At 70.0% G+C, this 18,041-nt stretch carries 10 protein-coding genes; 5 read left to right on the top strand and 5 right to left on the bottom strand.

The genetic code is table 11. The annotated features are described in order from the left end of the window. Positions 1-12 precede the first annotated feature (12 nt). On the top strand, positions 13-4,593 hold the full coding sequence (locus BM417_RS42300) for a hypothetical protein (RefSeq protein ID WP_093605756.1): 4,581 nt from the start codon (positions 13-15) through the stop codon (positions 4,591-4,593). 379 nt (positions 4,594-4,972) lie between these two features. Beyond that, a complete protein-coding gene (locus BM417_RS42295; RefSeq protein ID WP_093605755.1) occupies positions 4,973-9,916 on the top strand; it encodes an NAD-glutamate dehydrogenase in 4,944 nt (1,647 codons plus the stop codon). Between the two features lie 60 nt (positions 9,917-9,976). Here the strand turns inward: BM417_RS42295 and BM417_RS42290 are convergent, their stop codons facing one another. Continuing rightward, the gene (locus tag BM417_RS42290) at positions 9,977-10,474 is read right to left on the bottom strand and encodes a DUF2975 domain-containing protein (protein WP_093605754.1); all 498 of its coding nucleotides are present in this window, start codon (positions 10,472-10,474) and stop codon (positions 9,977-9,979) included. Positions 10,475-10,559: 85 nt separating this feature from the next. Here BM417_RS42290 and BM417_RS42285 point away from each other — a divergent pair, with 85 nt between their 5' ends. The 3 genes from BM417_RS42285 (at position 10,560) to BM417_RS42275 (ending at position 12,804) form a co-directional block, all read left to right on the top strand. Then, the gene (locus BM417_RS42285; RefSeq protein ID WP_093605753.1) at positions 10,560-10,991 is read left to right on the top strand and encodes an acyl-CoA thioesterase; all 432 of its coding nucleotides are present in this window, start codon (positions 10,560-10,562) and stop codon (positions 10,989-10,991) included. Next, on the top strand, positions 10,984-11,610 hold the full coding sequence (locus BM417_RS42280; protein ID WP_093605752.1) for a hypothetical protein: 627 nt from the start codon (positions 10,984-10,986) through the stop codon (positions 11,608-11,610). The genes BM417_RS42285 and BM417_RS42280 overlap by 8 nt, the downstream gene beginning before the upstream one ends. A gap of 75 nt (positions 11,611-11,685) precedes the next feature. Next, a complete protein-coding gene (locus BM417_RS42275) occupies positions 11,686-12,804 on the top strand; it encodes a low temperature requirement protein A (protein ID WP_218164740.1) in 1,119 nt (372 codons plus the stop codon). Between the two features lie 21 nt (positions 12,805-12,825). Here the strand turns inward: BM417_RS42275 and BM417_RS42270 are convergent, their stop codons facing one another. From BM417_RS42270 to BM417_RS42255, 4 genes are all read right to left on the bottom strand, one after another. After that, positions 12,826-14,418, bottom strand: coding sequence for a glycoside hydrolase family 13 protein (locus tag BM417_RS42270; RefSeq protein WP_093605750.1), 1,593 nt, complete (start codon positions 14,416-14,418; stop codon positions 12,826-12,828). A gap of 57 nt (positions 14,419-14,475) precedes the next feature. Further along, on the bottom strand, positions 14,476-14,859 hold the full coding sequence (locus BM417_RS42265; RefSeq protein ID WP_093605749.1) for a globin: 384 nt from the start codon (positions 14,857-14,859) through the stop codon (positions 14,476-14,478). Between the two features lie 118 nt (positions 14,860-14,977). Beyond that, on the bottom strand, positions 14,978-15,805 hold the full coding sequence (locus BM417_RS42260; protein WP_245822723.1) for a mechanosensitive ion channel family protein: 828 nt from the start codon (positions 15,803-15,805) through the stop codon (positions 14,978-14,980). A gap of 95 nt (positions 15,806-15,900) precedes the next feature. Beyond that, a complete protein-coding gene (locus tag BM417_RS42255) occupies positions 15,901-17,997 on the bottom strand; it encodes a prolyl oligopeptidase family serine peptidase (RefSeq protein ID WP_093605748.1) in 2,097 nt (698 codons plus the stop codon). Between the last annotated feature and the right edge of the window lie 44 nt (positions 17,998-18,041).

Below are 18,041 nucleotides of genomic sequence, written 5' to 3'. Positions count from 1 at the left end.
AACGGCGACGTCGTGGCGGCGAGGGGCGAGGCGCAGGCGAACGTCGAGGTGAGCACGCTGGTCGTGCCCGCCTGGATGCTGCGTTGGCGGGCACCGGAGCTCGCTCTGGTGCTCGGCGAGCGCGCACTCGCGCTCGCCACCACCCGCCGCGACGAAGCCGACCGCCTGCGGGCGGAGTCGCTGGTGGTCTTCGCGAGCAATCGCGTGGGCCGCGGCGTCCGCATCGCCGATCGGGCGATCGACGCACTGAAGGCGGCCGAGGCCGCCGGTGAACACGAGACCGCGTGGCTGCTGCGAGTCGAGCTCGCGGCGTGCGCGCGGTCCGTGGGAGCACCCCTGACGGGGTTCGCCGCGGTCACGCCGGTGCTCGAGGCACCGGACGTGCCTGCGGAACTGCGGGCCTCAGCGCTGGTGCAGGCCAGCGAATGCCTGGTCACGGTCGGCCGCGGTGACGAGCCCACGCGGGCTCTCGCCGAGGCGGACCAGCTCTACGTCGCCGACACGACGCTCGACGACGACACGCGTCTGCTGCTGCGCGGCCTGATCCGCGCGGTGCAGGCCGCGCAGCACCGGCGGTGGGGCGACCTCGCCGCCGCCATCGGTGCCGCACGCGAAGGCCTCGATCTGCTGAGCAGGTTCTCCGATCCGTCCGCGGACAGCGGTCAGGGCGTCGGCCGGCTCACGCTGGAACTGGCTCTCTCGCTGATGGACGCGAACCGCCTGCTCGACGCCAGCGAGGTCGGTAACCCGATGCTCGACCTCCCGGTGCGCGCGCCGTCGGCGTCCACGACGGGGTGGTTGCGCCTGGCCCTGGCCACACGCGTGCACCTGCCCGCCGGCCGGGTCGCGCTGGCCCGCGAGATGCTGCGCGAAGCCGCGGCGAGCGCCGAACGCCACCAGCTCGACACGTTGCTCGCCGAAAGCCTGCTCGCGCTGGCCCACGTGCACGAGGTGTCCGGTGAACTGGCCGACGCGCTGACGAACCTGCGCTCAGCCCACGCCGCCGAACGCCGCCGAGCCCGCGCTGTCTACGCGGTGCGCGCCCGGCTCGCCGCCGAGTTCTCCGGTGTCCACCGCCAGCCGGCCGACCTGCACCAGCAGCTGGCGAGCGTGCTCCGCCCGATCGAGGGCATGCAGGTGGTCACCGACGGCGTGCTGACCGCCGCGCTGAAGCAACAACTTCGGCAGTGGCGCCAGGTTCAGGTCCGCAAGGGCGATGGGCTTAAGGTCAAGCGCGTCCGGCGAGCTGCCGAAGACATGACCGTGGAAGGTTTGTCCGCGGCACGACAACACGCCGCCGATCGGTGGCGCATGGTCCAGCCGTTCGGCGAGCCCGATGACAAGACCCCGGAACCCGTGGAACTGCCACCCGCATCCCTGCCGTCTTCTTCCGACTCCCCTTCCTCCTCCGACCGCACCGTCCCCGCCTCCGGCCTGATCGCGTCCGCGGGGGCCATGGTGAGCGGCCGTCGCCGCGCCGCGCGCGTGGCCGCCGGTGAGATCGACGACGACCGGCCTACCACGATCGCCGAAATTCCCGTCACACCAGCACTTCCGGCTCCCGAGCCGCAGCCGCAGCTCACCGTCGAGCAGGAACGCAAGCGCAAGGTCGAGCAGCAGCTCATGGAGTTGCAGCGCGAGGCTCGCCGCCAGATCGAGGCGGAACGCCAGGCCCGCGCCGAACAACGCGCCCAGGCCGAACGCGAAGCCCAGGCCGCCGAGGAGGCCGCGCGCCAGGAGGCCGCCCGCGAGGAAGCGGCCCGCCAGGAGGCAGCGCGGCAGGAAGCGGCCCGCGAAGAGGCCGCGCGCCAGGAAGCCGCCAGGCAGGAAGCCGTCCGCCAAGAGGCGGCGCGCCAGGAACAGGCCCGGCAGGAGGCGGCGCGCCAGGAAGCCGTGCGCCAGGAGGAGGCCCGTCGCGAGGCGGCCCGCCAGGAGGCGGTTCGCCGGGACGTCGCCCGTCAGGAAGCGGCACACCAGGAAGTCACCCGCCAGGCCGTGGAACGCGAGGAGGCGGCCAGAGAAGCCGCCGCCCGCGAGGAAGCGGCTCGCGCCGAGGCCGCCGCGCGCGACGAAGCGTCCAGCTCCCAGTCGGAAAGCGTGCTGGACATGCTCAAGGCCCAGGGCCTGCGAGCAGGAGGCCGCCGCCGAGCGCGCGACGCCGAGTCCGCGTCCGAAACCCCGTCGTGGCGCGTCGAACCCCCGTCGAGCCTGCGCCCGGCAGCAGAACCCTCGCAGTCGCAGAACTTCTTCGCGGACCCCGGCGGCCCGGCCCGCCCGGACTACTTCGCGGACCAGGACACCCCGGACGGCCCGACCCGCTCAGGCCTGTCCGCGGCGTTCTCCCGTCCACCGGCGGCCCCGGACTTCGGCCCGCACCTCGACGAGCCGTCCTACCCGCTGCACACCCCGGCGGCAGGCTTCCCGACCGCCGCCACGGACCCGGACGAGCGCAAGCTCCCCGACCTGGACTTCAGCGGCCTCGACTTCAGCACCCCGAAGGCGAAGCCCGCCGCCTCCATCCCCACCCCGCCCGCTCCCGCGGAACACCCGGACGAGGACCCGGAGCGCGAACACAAGCCGCTCCCGCCCATCCCGGACCCGATCCCGTCCGTGCCGACCCCGGCCGAGATCCCGCAGCCCTCGGAACCGGACCTGATGTCGACCACGTTCCTGAGCTCGGCGGACATGGACGACGACACCGCGGACGTCCCCACGACCCCGGTGCGTGTGCAATCGCCGACCGAGCAGGCCCGGCCGGCGTTCGGCACCCAGACCAGCTTCGGCACGCAACCCACCTTCGGCACCCAGTCCTTCGGCACCCAGCCGACCTTCGGCGCCCAGCCAGGCTTCGGCTCCGATTCCAGCTACGGAACCGACTCCGGCTACAGCACGCGGCCCGAGTCGCCCGACCAGGCACCGTCACCCGACGCGGCCGCACAGCCAGACCCCGCGACCCAACCGGGCGGGTTCACCTCGGCCGGCTCCGAGGCGCCGACCGAGACAGGTTTCCGCGCGGTCACCCAGCCCGACGCGGCCGAGTCGTACGACTACTTCGCCGGTCGGCCCGACGTCGACGAAGCAGCCCCGCAGACCCCGACCACCCCCACGAACGACACCGGCGACCGCGCGGGCCGTCCCAGCAGCCGCCGCAGGCCGAGCGACCTGAGCCTCGCCGACCTGCTGGCCGAAGCACTGGTCGCCTACGAGACGGGCCGCCGCTCCGACGAGGAACAACTCGAAGCCGCAGACTTGAGCGCCCCGCACTGGTCAGCCGACGAACCGGCGCCGGAAGCCGCTCCCGACCGCCCTGCCGAAGCCGAGCCGCAGACCAACGCGGACGCCCACTTCGGGATAGGGGAATCGTTCGGCGCCCAGCGCCCCTCAGCGGAAGGCACGGGGCCGGATTCCCAGGCCGGCTCGGACACCCCCTTCAGCCAAGGCAGCCCGTTCAGCCCGCAGTTGGGGCAGTCGGCAGAGGACCGGCCCTTCGGCTCCCCACTGCCGGCGGCCGCAGACGCGTCGAGTTCGGAGGCGTTGTTTCGGCCGGGTCTGTCGTTCGGTGCGCAGCAGGACCAGTCGACGGATCTCCCGCTCGGCTCGGACGCCTCGTCCCGACCAGGTCAGCCCTTCGGAGCACAGCAGAATTCCGCGACGGAGACCTCGTCCGGTTCGGAGGCGTTGTTTCGGCAGGGTGAGTCGTTCGGTGGCCGGCACGAGTCAGCGGCGGAAGCCCAGTCCGACCCGGACGCCTTGTTCCGGTCAGGTCGGTCCTTCGGCGCGCAGCAGGATCCGGCGGCGGAAACCTCGCCCAACTCGGAGGCGTCGTTTCAGCCGAGTCGCTCCTTCGGCGCGCAGCAAGATCCGGCGGCGGACACGTCGCCCGGCTCGGACGGCCTGTTCCGGCCTGGCCAGTTCGGTTCGCAGCAGGACTCGGCGGCGGAAGCCCCGCCCAGTTCGGAGACGTCGTTCCGGACAGGCCTGTCGTTCGGTTCCCAGCGGGACGAAGCAGCGGAGTCCCAGCCCAGCTCGGACGGCGCGTTCCGGCCGGGTCGGTCGTTCGGTTCCCAGCGGGACGAAGCAGCGGAGTCCCAGCCCAGCTCGGACGGCGCGTTCCGGCCGGGTCAGTCCTTCGGTTCCCAGCAGGACCTGGGAGCAGAGGCCGCGCCCTCCTCGGACGCGCTGTTCCGCTCGACCGAGTCGTTCGGCGCTCGAGCGGACTCGCCGGCCGAAGCCACGCCGTCCAGGGACGGGCTGTTCGGCTCGAACCCGTCGTTCGGCACGCGGTCGGCGGATCCCCAGGCCGGCGAGGACGTTTCCTTCCGCCCTGGCCAGTCCTTCGGCTCCCCGCAGTCCCCGGTGGAGGCCGAGAGCCGGCCGAGCACGGGCCTCTCCTTCACCCCCACACCGCCGTCGTTCGGTTCCCCCCAGTCCAATCAGGAGTCCTACTTCCTCTCGAAGCCGCCCGCGGAGTCCGAGCAGGAGAAGACCGGGCCCATCGCCCCGGTGGGTGCCGCGCCGGACAGCGAGACCACCGGTCCCATTCGCCGCGTTCGTCCCGACGGTCCTGCGGGCTGGACGCTGCCGGGGACGTGATGGTGGTCAGCACCACACCTCAAGCCTTGCCCAACCCCGTCTGCCAGGGGCAGGGGACGAGGCGCGGGGGCGTCGGGACGGCGACCGGGAGTGGGCGGGCCGGTGATCTCCGGCGGTTCGGCGGTGGTCACACCCATGATCGGATGAATGCTGCGGGGTGACAGGTGCCGGGTCTGGTGGAGGTTGCCGGAGCCTGCTGGTGTCCTGTCGCGTCGCACGATGCGAAAAGCCTTGTCGCCACTGATGATGTGACTCGATTCAGCCCACGATTCAGTGGTCCGTCAGTGCCCCTCCCGTTGCCGGTGACGGCCGCCACCCCATCTAGGGTGGGGTCGGACCCGGCACACAGAGGTGCCGGATAGCGTGGAGTCGCCTGAAGATGACCTCGACTGGAGCCCCGACCCGAACCGACGACGTCTCCGCGGCCCCCGCCGCGGGTGATGACAGTCGACCGGCCAGTCCTGAGCAGGTCCGTGACGAGCTGATCGAACGGGCCGCCGCCAATGCCCCCGAACTCGCTGATCTGATCCGCCTCTTCTACCGGCACGTGCCCGCCGAGGAAGTCAACGACGACGACCCGGTGGACCTGGTCGGAGCGGTGCGGTCGAACTACCAGCTCGCCGAGAGCCGCGTTCCCGGACGCGCCGCGGTGCGCATTCTGAACCCCACCCGCGGTGCCGACGGGTGGCAGTGTCCCGTCACCGTGGTGCAGGTCGTCACGGACGACATGCCGTATCTCGTGGACTCGGTCGCGTCCGAGCTCACGCGTGGTGGTGTGCAGGTGCAGCGCGTCGTGCACCCGATCGTCGTCGTGCGGCGCGACCCGGTCACCGGTGAGCGCATCGAGGTGCTGCCGACCGCTGATCCGGCCAATCCGCCCGCGGACGCGCTGGCCGAGTCGTGGATGAACGTCGAGGTCGACCTCATCACCGACCCCGATCGGGCCCGCGAGCTCGAGACCCGCCTGCTGGCGGTGCTGACCGACGTCCGCGAGGTCGTCGAGGACACCGACCGCATGGTCACCACGGCGCTGCAGCTGGCCGAGGAGCTGGAGAAGGACTCGTCCGAGGCCACCACCGACGGCTCGAAGCTGCTCAAGTGGCTCGCGGACGGGCACTTCACGTTCATGGGCTACCGGCAGTACGAGCTGGTGCAGGACGACGGCGACCCCGCGCTGCGGGCCGTGCTCGCGAGCGGGCTCGGCGTGCTGCGCCAGGACAGCCTCGCGGCACGCAGCCTCACCGCGGGGCCGGACAACGGCGCGCAGGCGTTCAGCCCCGACCTGCTGGTGCTGACGCAGGCCAGCGCGCAGAGCAGCGTGCACCGCAGCGTCTACCCCTACTACGTGGGCGTGAAGACGTTCGACGGCGAGGGCAACGTCTCCGGCGAGCACCGGTTCCTGGGCATCTTCAGCACCACCGCGCTGCACGAGGACGTGCTCGACATCCCGGTGATCGAGCGCCGCGTGCGCGAGGTCATCCACCGCGCGGGCTTCCCGCTGCAGTCGTACTCGGGCCAGCGGATGCTCGAGGTGATCCAGAACTACCCGCGCACCGAGCTGTTCTCGGTCGACGCGGAGACGCTCTACCAGACGACCACGGGCGTCATCGCGCTCGCGGAACGCCGCCGGCTGCGGCTGTTCCTGCGCCGCGACCCGTTCGGCCGCTTCTTCTCGTGCCTGGTCTACCTGCCGCGCGACCGGTACACGACGACGAGCCGCCTCGCGATGCAGGAGGTGCTGCTCGCCGAGCTCGGTGGCCTGAACCTGGAGTACAGCGCGCGCATCGGCGAGTCCGCGCTGGCCCGTGTGCACTTCATGGTCCACACGGACCCGTCGCGCACGCTGGAGCCGGACGTCCACGCCATCCAGGGCAAGCTCGCCGAGGCCGTCCGCAGCTGGGACGACCGCATGGTCGAGGCCGTCACGGGGGACAGCGGCGAGCTCGGTGCCGAGTCGGCCACGGAGCAGGGCCAGCGGTTCGCCGCGGTCTTCCCGGAGGCCTACAAGGAGGACTTCAACGCCGCCATCGGCCTGGAGGACTACCGGCGCATCGAGGCGCTCGTCGAGGGCGACCTCGACATGGTCTTCTACGTGCCCGAGGACGCCGAGCCGGGCGAGCGGCGCTTCAAGCTGTTCCTGACCGGTGAGGGCATCACCCTGTCGGACGTGCTGCCGATGCTGCAGCGCATGGGCGTCATCGTGGTCGACGAACGGCCCTACGAGATCGCGCGCGAAGACGGCGTGCAGTGCTGGATCTACGACTTCGGCCTGCGCATCGACAAGGCCGCGCTCGCCCAGCTGTCCGAGGCCGACCTCGAGAACGTGCGCGTGCGGTTCCAGGACGCGTTCGCCGCGGTCTGGCGCGGTGAGGCCGAGGTCGACAGGTTCAACTCGCTGGTGCTGCAGGCCGGGCTCACCTGGCAGCAGGCCGCGATGCTGCGCGCGTACGCGAAGTACCTGCGTCAGGCGGGCACGCCGTACTCGCAGGACTACATCGAGGACGCCGTGCTCACGCACACGAGCGTGGCGATCGCGCTGGTCGCGTTGTTCGAGGCCCGGTTCAACCCGGCGCTCGACGGCACGACCCGTGTCGCGCACACCGAGACGATGGTCGTCGAGACCGGCAAGCTGATCGACGACGTGACGAGCCTCGACGCGGACCGCATCCTGCGCAGCCTGCTCACGCTGATCAACGCCACGCTGCGGACGAACTACTTCTTCCGCGACGCGGACGGCAACGCCCGGCCGTACCTGTCCGTCAAGCTCGACCCGCAGGCCATCCCGGACCTGCCCGCGCCGCGGCCGAAGTTCGAGATCTTCGTCTACTCGCCGCGGATCGAGGGCGTGCACCTGCGCTTCGGCAGCGTCGCGCGTGGTGGTCTGCGCTGGTCCGACCGCCGCGAGGACTTCCGCACGGAGGTGCTCGGCCTGGTCAAGGCGCAGGCCGTGAAGAACGCGGTGATCGTGCCGGTCGGCGCCAAGGGCGGCTTCGTCGTCAAGAAGCCGATCGCCCCCACCGGTGATCCCGGCATCGACCGCGAGAACTTCATGTCCGAGGGCATCGCCTGCTACAAGATGTTCATCTCGGGCCTGCTCGACCTCACCGACAACCTGATCAACAACGAGGTCGTGCCCGCGCCGCAGGTCGTGCGCTACGACGCCGACGACACGTACCTGGTCGTGGCCGCGGACAAGGGCACCGCGACGTTCTCCGACATCGCCAACGGCGTGAGCCAGAGCTACGGCTTCTGGCTCGGCGACGCGTTCGCCTCCGGTGGCTCCATCGGCTACGACCACAAGGCCATGGGCATCACGGCCAAGGGCGCGTGGGAGAGCGTGAAGCGCTCGTTCCGCGAGCTCGGCGTGGACACGCAGACCGAGGAGTTCACCGTCGTCGGCATCGGCGACATGTCCGGTGACGTGTTCGGCAACGGCATGATGCTGTCCGAGCACATCCGGCTCGTGGCCGCGTTCGACCACCGGCACATCTTCATCGACCCGAACCCGGTCGCGGACACGTCGTTCGCCGAGCGCGTGCGGTTGTTCAACGTCCCGCGCTCGTCGTGGGACGACTACGACCGCTCGCTGATCAGCGAGGGCGGCGGCATCTTCCCGCTCACGGCCAAGTCGATCCCGATCTCCGAGCAGGCCCGCGTCGCGCTGGGCCTGGAGGAGGGCGTGGTCAAGCTGTCGCCGCCGGAGCTCAAGAAGGCGATCCTGCTCTCGCCGGTCGATCTGCTCTGGAACGGCGGCATCGGCACGTACGTCAAGGCGTCGACCGAGTCGCACGCCGACGTCGGTGACAAGGCGAACGACTCGATCCGCGTCGACGGCGCCGACCTGCGCGTCAAGGTCGTCGGCGAGGGCGGCAACCTGGGCCTGACCCAGCGCGGCCGCATCGAGTTCGCGCGCACCGGTGGCAAGGTCAACACCGACGCGCTCGACAACTCCGCCGGCGTCGACTGCTCCGACCACGAGGTCAACATCAAGATCCTGCTGGACCACCTGGTCCGGGAGGGTTCGCTGGAACAGTTGCAGCGCAACGAGGTTCTCGGCGAGATGACCGACGAGGTCGGCGAGCTCGTGCTGGCGGACAACTACTCGCAGAACAACGTCCTCGGCGTCAGCCGGGCGCACGCCGCACCGATGCTGTCGGTGCACGCGCGTCTCACGGCTGACCTCGAAGCTCGCGGCGCTCTCAACCGCAAGCTGGAGGCCCTGCCGAGTGCGGCGGAGTTCAAGGCGCTGGAGAAGAACGGCCAGGGCCTCACCTCGCCGGAACTCTCCACGCTGCTGGCCTTCACCAAGCTCACGCTGAAGGAAGAGCTGCTGGCGAGCGAGATCCCGACGATCGACACGTTCAAGAACAAGCTGCCGGACTACTTCCCGACCTTGTTGCGCGAGCGCTTCGGAGCGGCCATCCCGAACCACCCGCTGGCGAAGGAGATCATCACCACCGTCGTCGTCAACGAGGTGGTCGACGGCGGCGGTGTGTCCTACGCCTTCCGCCTGGCCGAGGAGATGAGCGCGTCGGCGACCGACGCGGTGCGCTCCTACGCCGTGGTCACCGAGGTGTTCGACCTGCCGTCGATCTGGCGCGAGATCCAGGCGCTGGACAACGTGGTGCCGACGGAGGTCCAGGACAGCATGGTCCTGGAGACCCGCCGCCTGCTGGACCGCGCGTCCCGCTGGCTGCTCTCCAACCGCCCGCAGCCGCTGCCGGTGGGCTCGACGATCAACCGCTTCCGCGGCGTGGTCGAGAAGCTCAGCCCGTTCGCCTTCGACCTGTTGCAGGGCAAGGAACTGGACGTCGTCGCGGGCAAGGCCGACCGGTACGTCGAACAGGGCGTCCCGGCCGAGCTCGCCCGCAAGGTCGCGGCGCTGCTCTACATGTACGGCCTGCTCGACGTCACCGAGATCGCCGAGCTCGCCGAACGCGAGTTCGGCCCGACCGGCGGCGCGGGCCCGGAGCGCACGCACCGGGAGACGGCCGAGCTGTACTTCTCGCTGTCCGACCACCTCGACATCGACCACATGCTGGACTCGGTGACGAACCTGGAGCGCGGCAACCGCTGGCACGCCCTGGCCCGGCTGGCTCTCCGCGACGACTTCTACTCGTCGCTGCGGGCCATCTCCGTCGACGTCCTCAGGGCGAGCGACGAGGGCGACACGGCGACCGAGAAGATCGCCAAGTGGGAGCAGGCCAACGCTTCCCGCCTGTCTCGCTCGCGTGGCGCGCTGGAGGAGATCAACCGGGTCCACCAGCTGGACCTGGCCACCCTGTCCGTCGCCGCCCGCCAGGTGCGGAGCATGGTCCGCTAGCAAGAGCACGAACGAGAACCTGGGCGCTGCGGAATCCCCTCCGCGGCGCCCAGGCGTTTCTCAGACGACCTGCTCCAGTTCCGCGCGCTGGGCGATCGCCCTGCCGAGCCACTGCCGTCCGATGACGACCAGCAACGCGACACCGATCGCCGCGATCGTGCCGACGGCAGAACCCATCCACAGCCCGAGGACCTCCATGCCGTCGGCGGGCGAGGGGATGTCCGCGAACGTGACGTAGACGAACAGCGACGCGAGCACGACGCCACCGCCGGCAATGGCGCCGATCGCGACGTTCGTCCACAAGAGCGCGCCGGACTCGAACACGGTGCCCTCACCCGCCCGCTGCAGCATTCCGCCCAACGCCACCGCGAGGACTTGAAGGCACACGATGAAGACGATCGCGAACACCACGAACGGCAGCCGCACGGACTCGTAGGGCGGGAAGAGTTCGACCTCGCCCTCCGCGGTTCCTGGGATCACCACGACCTGCGCGAACAGGCCGCCGAGAACCGCGACGGCGAGCAGGGTCTGCAGGAAGAACACCACTACGCGAGACATAGATCGAGTATCGAGAGCTGCCTATCGATTTTCAATCGGCTGGTGTGGAGGTCCTGTGAAGGTTCGTGGACGGTAGGGTCCCTGCATGGGTGTCTTCGTCACTGGTGTGCGGCCGCGATGGTCGGACATGGATGCGTTCGGCCACGTCAACCACGCGAACACGGTGACGTTGCTCGAAGAGGCCCGCATCGAGCTGCTGTTCACCGAGGCGGCCCGCCACGGGGTCAAGGAACTGGCCGAGGGCATGGTCGTGGCGAAGCTCGTGGTCGAGTACCTCGCGCCGATCGTGTTCACCGGCGAGGACGTCATGGTGGAGATGTCGGTGCGGGAGCTGAAGTCCGCGTCGCTGACGCTCGACTACGTGGTGCGCGGCAGCCGTGACGTGAACAGCCCGGTGGTGGTCAAGGCGGAGACGCTCATGGCGCCCTACAACGTGACGACAGCACGACCGCGCCGGCTGACCGAGGCCGAGCGCGACTTTCTCGCCGGGTGGCGGGCAGGGGGAAACGGTGCCTGAGCTGGTGTTGGCCGACGCGGCCGAGAGAGACGACCTCGGGGCGTTCGCCGCGCGGGCGGTGCGGCTCGACGCACAGACCGTCGTGCGGCTGCGCAACCGGAACGAGGAGCTGCTCGACGCGTGGGTGGCCACGCCGTTCGACACGCTCGCCACGCGAACCGTTGCGGGACAGGCGACTCCGGCGGACGTCACGGTGTCCGGCTCGGAGCTGCTGACGGGCCTCGCGGTCATGCGCGACGAACGGATCGACCCCGGCCCGGCCAAGGACCTGATGTGGCGCTCGGCCCTGCCGCCCGCCGAGGGCTGGCTGATGGTCGACCGGCTGCCGGTCGAGGTCATCGCGAAGCTCGCGGACGAGGGCGTCGAGGTGGCCAGGGAGAACACCGGGCCGCAGGGGACGCCGCCGGCCTCGTTGCTGGACCAGACGGTGCTGACGGTCAGCGGCTCCGGACTGGACGTGAAGATCGCGCTGCGGGTCCTGTTCGCGTTGTCGGGCATGGGTTTCCTCGGCGACGACGGCGAGGTGCGGGTGACCGCGACCGACTCGTGGCTGCGGATCGACGCCCGCTACGGCGCGGTCGTGCGGCGACGCCACTCGATGCTGCCGCTGCTCGTCTGACCTGGAGCTTGGTCCAGGTTCGCCGCTGAGGAATTCACGGCGCCGCAAGCGGATGCGCGTGGCACGATGTCGCGCGTGTCCGCCGAAACGCAACCGCAGGAGGAGACGGAGTACCGGGTCTCCACCCTGGAACTCTTCTTCGACCTGGTCTTCGTCTTCACCATCACGCAGCTGACCGGCACGCTCGCCGACGACACGTCACCGCTGGGCTTCGGGCAGATCGTGATCATGCTGTTCGTGATCCTGTGGATGTACTTCGGGTACGTCTGGCTCACGAACGCCGTCGCTCCGGACACCACGGTGCGCCGGTTGCTGCTCATGGTCGGCATGGGCGGGTTCCTGGTCATCGCGCTCGCGATCCCGAACGCCTTCGAGGCGGCCGGGCCGGCGTTCGGCATCGGGTACCTGATCGTGAACCTCGTGCACTCCGGGCTGTTCATCTCGGCGGGTGGTCCGGGGTCTGCCGCGGCGATGGCGCGGCTGGCGCCGTTCAACCTCGGGTCCGCCGCCCTCGTGCTCGTCGGCGGCTTCATGCCCAGCACGTGGCGCGCGGTGGCCTGGACCGCCGCGGTCGTGCTGATGGTCGCCTCGCCGTACGTGAACCGCAGGCACGGCGAGTTCCGCATCAGGCCCGCGCACTTCGTCGAACGGCACGGGCTCGTCGTCATCGTCGCGCTCGGCGAGTCGATCATCGCGATCGGCATCGGCGCGGCGGGACTACCGCTGGGCCTCGATCTCGTCATCGCCGCGCTGCTCGGCCTCACGCTCGTCTACCAGCTCTGGTGGTGCTACTTCGGCCGCGCGCAGGACACCCGCGCCGAACACAGCCTCGCCGCCATGCCGGCGCCGGAGCGGGCAAGAGCGGCGCTGTCGGCGTTCGGATGGGCGCACGCGCCGATGCTGCTCGGCGTCGTCGTGGTGGCGGTCGGCGTGAAGAAGACCATCGGCCACGCCACGGATCACCTCTACCTCAGCGGCGCGCTCGCACTGGGCGGTGGAGCGGCGCTCTTCCTGATCGGGCAGGTGGTGTTCCGGGCGTTGCTGCGGATCGGCACCGTGAAGTGGCGCGTGATCGCGGTCGTCGCCTCGCTCGCCACCGTGCCGATCGGGCTGTGGCTCGCGATCGCCCAGGTGGCCGCGCTCGTGCTGGTGTTCGGGGCGTTGCTGGTCGTGGAGGACAAGCTGCGGGCGTGAAGCACGCCCGCAGCGAGAAACTCAGACCAGCCAGACGGCCGTGTCGGGCGGCAGCTGGTCGCCGTCCATCGGACCGGACGACAGCAGCACCTGACCGGGAGGCAGCGGCACGGACGCGCCCGAGGTGTTCAGGGCGCAGATCAGCCCGCCACCCTTGCGCCGGAACGCGAAGCAGCCGGCCGGGGCGCCGTACCACTCCAGTTCCTCACCGGCGAAGCCCGCGTTGGACTTCCGGTGCTCCAGCGCCTCGCGGTACAGCGACAGCATCGAACCCGGGTCTTCCAGCTGTGCCTCGGCCGTGAGGTGGTCCCACTCGTTCGGCTGCGGCAGCCAGGTGTTCACCGCCGTGGAGAACCCGAACGGCGGGCTGGTGCCCTCCCACGGGATCGGCACGCGGCAGCCGTCCCGGCCGCGCTCGGTGTGCCCGGAACGCTCCCAGGTCGGGTCCTGAAGGGCCCAGTCCGGCAGCTCCACGTTCGGCAGGCCGAGCTCTTCGCCGTTGTAGAGGTAGATCACGCCCGGCAGCGCCAGCTCGACCAGCGTCATCGCGCGGGCCCGCTGCTCGCCCAGCGCCCCGCCGCCGTACCGCGTCACGTGGCGCACCACGTCGTGGTTCGACAGCGTCCAGGTGGCGGGCGTGCCGGTCAGCGCGACTGCGCCGAGCGAGTGCTCGATGGCCGTGCGGACGGCGTCGGCGTCGAAACCGGCCTCGACCAGCCGGAAGTTGAAGCCCAGGTGCAGCTCGTCGGGACGGACGTAGGCGGCGAAGCGCTCGTCGTCCTTCACCCAGATCTCGCCGACGGCCATGGTGCCGGGGTAGCCGTCCATGACCTTGCGGATCATGCGGTGGATCTCGTGCACGCCGTCGTTGTCGAAGCGCGGGTCGTGCGCGTCGTCGGACAGCACACCGGGAGCCTGCGCGCGGATCTCCATGTCCGGCAGGCCTTCGGGCTTGGCCATGCCGTGCGCCACGTCGATGCGGAAGCCGTCGACACCGCGGTCCAGCCAGAACCGCAGCGTGTGCTCCAGGTCGGCGCGGACCTCCGGGTGGTCCCAGTTGAGGTCGGGCTGCTCCGGCGCGAACAGGTGCAGGAACCACTGGCCGTCCGGCACTCGGGTCCACGCGGGACCGCCGAAGACGGACGTCCAGTTGTTCGGCGGCTGCGAGCCGTCGAAGCCGCGGCCCTCGCGGAAGACGTAGCGGGCGCGCTCCATGCTGCCGGGACCGGCCTGCAGCGCCTCCTGGAACCACACGTGCAGGTCGCTCGTGTGGTTCGGGACCAGGTCGATCGTCACGCGGATGTTGTGCTCGTGCGCGTCCGCCACCAGCCGGTCGAACGCGGCCAGGTCGCCGAAGATCGGGTCGACGTCGCGCGGGTCGGCGACGTCGTAGCCGTGGTCGGCCATCGGCGAGCGGTAGAACGGCGTCAGCCACAGGGCGTCGACGCCGAGCAGTTCCAGGTAGCCGAGGCGGGAGCGGATGCCGTCGAGGTCGCCGACGCCGTCGCCGTTGGAGTCGGCGAAGGAACGCACGTAGACCTGGTAGAAGACGGCGTCACGCCACCAGGCGGACTCTTCGGCGATCTCAGGGGTGAGGTCGGAGGATCGGCGCACGGGGGGTCATCCTGCCATTCGTCTCGCTGCTAAAGGACCCGTTCGGGTGACGGGCGGTCACGAAAAGCTGTTCATCAAGCTGTTCGCGGCCATCTCCATGTAGTCCCAGAGCTGCTTGCGGTGAGCCTCGTCCAGACCGGCCTCGTCAACGGCGATCCTCATGCAGCGCAGCCACGCGTCCCGCTCGATCGGTCCGATCTTGAACGGTGCGTGGCGCATCCGCAGCCTCGGGTGGCCCCGGTTGTCCGAGTAGGTGTGGGGACCGCCCCAGTACTGCATGAGGAACAGCCGCAACCGCTCCTCCGCAGGTCCGAGGTCCTCTTCCGGGTACAGCGGGAGGAGGACCTCGTCGGCCTTCACCTCTTTGTAGAAGCGCGCGACGATGCGGTGGAACGTCTCCTCGCCACCGACCTGTTCGAAGAAGCTCACGGGGTTTCCCACACACCCATCCTGACTCACGGCGGCCACCGCGCGCAGGCCGCCCCGGCTGTTGGCTCTGCCATAGGGGTGTGAACTGGCAGGACGCCCGATGATCACCGTCTCGAATGGGTGTTCTAACTCACTTGGCGGTGAAGCCCGCCTCTTCCAGCGCGGGCATGAGCTGCGCGCGCAGGTTGCGCTGGACCGCCCACTGGCGGCCGGGACGCGTCTTCACGGTGACCCGCAGGGTGATGCCCTCCGGCGTGAACTTCTCGACGCCCAGCACCTCGGGCTTGGCCGTGATGTCCGACTTCAGCGGGTCCTTCTCGGCCACCTCGGCGACCCGGGTCTCCAGCACCTGGGTGGCCTCGGCGAGGTTCGCGCCGTAGCTCAGCGGCAGGTCGACGACCGCGACCGCGAAGCCCTGCGACGAGTTGCCGACGCGCAGGATCTCGCCGTTGCGGACGTACCAGACCGTGCCGCCCGTGTCCCGGATCGTGGTGGTGCGCAGCGCGACCGCCTCGACGGTGCCGGTCGCCGGGCCGAGGTCCACGACGTCACCGACGCCGTACTGGTCCTCCAGCAGCATGAACATGCCGGCCAGGAAGTCCTTCACCAGGTTCTGGGCGCCGAAACCGATGGCGACGCCCAGGATGCCCGCCGAGGTCAGGATCGGCGTGATGTTGATGCCCACCACGATCAGGACCTCGAGGAACGCGATTCCGAAGATCAGGATCGTGACGATGGACTTCAGCACCGAGCCGATCGTGCGGGCGCGCTGCTCACGGCGTTCGGAGATGAGGTTCCCGAGCGCCTGTGGAGCGCGTTCCCGCAGCGGCTTGAGCAGACCCGGCTTCTTGCCTTCCTTGCCGGGCGTGGTGATCCGGTCGATGACCTTGCGCAGCATGGCCCTGAGGATGATGGCGGCGATCAGGATCAGGACGATCTTGATCGCGCCCGCCAGGATCGTGGGGCCGTACTTCTCGAAGAACTCGACCGCCTGCGCGGTCTTGTTCGCGGCGTCATCCACAGGACTCGTGGCCAACACGTGCTCGTGCCCTCCTACAACTCCATGCCAGTGGCATTCGCGAGAAACGTCAGCTGGTCCACGGCGAGAGACACCGTCCGGCTGACCGATCGTCCGGCGTGACCGACCTCGGTCTCGCGGCGGATCAGCACGGGGTGCTTGGTCGGATCACTGGACGAAGCGTGCTGCAGTGCCGCGCACATCTTCCTGGCGTGGTTGGGGTCCACACGAGAATCCGACTCGAACACCGTGAACAAGACTGAAGGGTACTCAACGTCCGTTACCACTCGGTGATAAGGAGAGTAGGAGAGCAGCCAGCCCAGCTCCTCGGAAACGCTTGCGCTGCCGTACTCGTCGGCCCACAACCGTCCGAGCAGGAACTTCTCGTAGCGCACCATGTCGAGCAGTGGCGCTGAGCACACCACGGCGGCGTAGAGCTCCGGGCGCTGGGTCAGCGCGGCGCCCACGAGCAGGCCACCGTTGGAGCCTCCCATGATCGACAACTGCTGCGGTGTGGTCCACCCGTCGCGCACCAGACGTTCTGCGGCGGCGTGGAAGTCGTCGAACACGTTCTGCTTGTTGGCGCGCATGCCGGCGACATGCCAGTCCTCGCCTTCCTCGTCGCCGCCGCGCAACGACACGTGCACCCACACGCCCCCCGCCTCGACCCACGCCAGCGTGGTCGCGCTGTAGCCGGGGCCGCGGCCGATCGCGAAGCCGCCGTAGCCGGTGAGCAGCGCGGGACGGGGCAGGTCGGGCTTCTGCTCGCCGCTGACGACGAACATGTGGACCGTCGTGCCGTCCTTGGACGTGTAGGCGATCTGCTGCGTCGTCACGGCCGGCAGTTCGACGCGGCCAGGTGCGGCCTCGTGCAGCACGGTCTCGCCCGTGGCCTTCGAGAACCGGAACACCGACTGCGGCGTCACGAAGTCCGTCCACCCGAACCACAGCGTGTCCTGGTCGTGGGCCGTCTGAGCGTCCACAACGGACATGCCGTGCAACGAACCCGTGCCGGGCAGCGGGATCTCCCGCACGTGTGCGCCGGTCGCGGCGTCGTGCAGGTGCAGTTCGGACACCGCGTGCCGGGTGCGCAGGACGACGAGGTCGCCGTTGAGCCAGCGCACGCCGTCCAGCACCGAGTCCGGTTCCTCGCTGATCAGCTCGGTCCACTCGGTGGGGTTCGCGGGGTCGGCGACGCAGAGGCGCTGCCGGGGCGCACCGTGGTTGGTGTGCAGGTAGAGCCTGCCGTCGCGGGCGACGAACGCCGAGCACTGCACGCCGGCCTCGGTCAGGATCACCGGCTTGAGCGCGCCGTCGCCGTGCAGGTCCGCGATCCACACGGAGTCGTGCTTCATCGTGCTGGGCGCACCGCTCACGACCAGCCAACGGCCGTCCTGCGACACGGTTAGTGAGTAGTAGAAGGTGTGCGCCTGGCCGTCGCCGTGCACGTTGAGGTCCGTGGCGGGGTCTGCGCCGACGCGGTGACGCCACACGCGGCGATGGAACAGCCTCTCGTCCTCGGGCAGCAGCGCCGGGTCGAGCTGGCGGACGTAGAAGAACTCCTCGCCGCCGGGCAGCCAGCCGATCGAGGAGTAACGGCACCGGTCGATGGGGCCCTCGATGAGCTCGCCCGACTCGACGTCGATCACGTGCAGCAGCGAGTGCTCGTTGCCACCGATGGACACCTGGTACGCGAGGCGCGTGCCTTCGAGGCTGGGGGACCAGCCGTCGAGGGTGGTCCGGCCGGACGGGTCGAGGGCGCTGACGTCGAGCAGCACGCGTTCGGTGCCGTCGGCCTCGCGCACCACGACGACGGGATGGTCCTGCTCGGGACCGCGGCGGCTGAAGAACGCCCTGCCCGCGCGCCAGGTCGGCGTGGACACCGAACCCGTGCGCATCAGCTCCTTCAGGCGCTCGCCCAGGCGTGCGCGGCCGGGCATCGCGTCCAACCAGGAGCGTGCGAGCACGTCCTGTGCCTGCGACCACTCCGCCGTGCGGGGGTCCGCGGTGTCCTCGAGCCACCGGTACGGATCGGCGACGTCGCGCCCGTGAATCTGCTCGGCGATGTTTAGCCGCTCGGCGATCGGGTAGGTGATCGTCGCAGGCAGTGGAGTGGAAGGAGCCTCTGTCACCTTGTCAAGGGTAGCGGGCTCTTGAAAACGACTTCCGATAGGGA

The organism is Lentzea waywayandensis (assembly GCF_900115955.1).
Taxonomy (GTDB): domain Bacteria; phylum Actinomycetota; class Actinomycetes; order Mycobacteriales; family Pseudonocardiaceae; genus Lentzea; species Lentzea waywayandensis.
This window is presented reverse-complemented; position numbering and strand designations above follow the sequence as displayed.

Excerpts from the sequence above, each read along its gene's own strand:
- BM417_RS42295 (WP_093605755.1), top strand. The coding sequence starts at position 4,973 with ATGACCTCGACTGGAGCCCCGACCCGAACCGACGACGTCTCCGCGGCC.
- BM417_RS42290 (WP_093605754.1), bottom strand. The coding sequence starts at position 10,474 with ATGTCTCGCGTAGTGGTGTTCTTCCTGCAGACCCTGCTCGCCGTCGCG.
- BM417_RS42285 (WP_093605753.1), top strand. The coding sequence starts at position 10,560 with ATGGGTGTCTTCGTCACTGGTGTGCGGCCGCGATGGTCGGACATGGAT.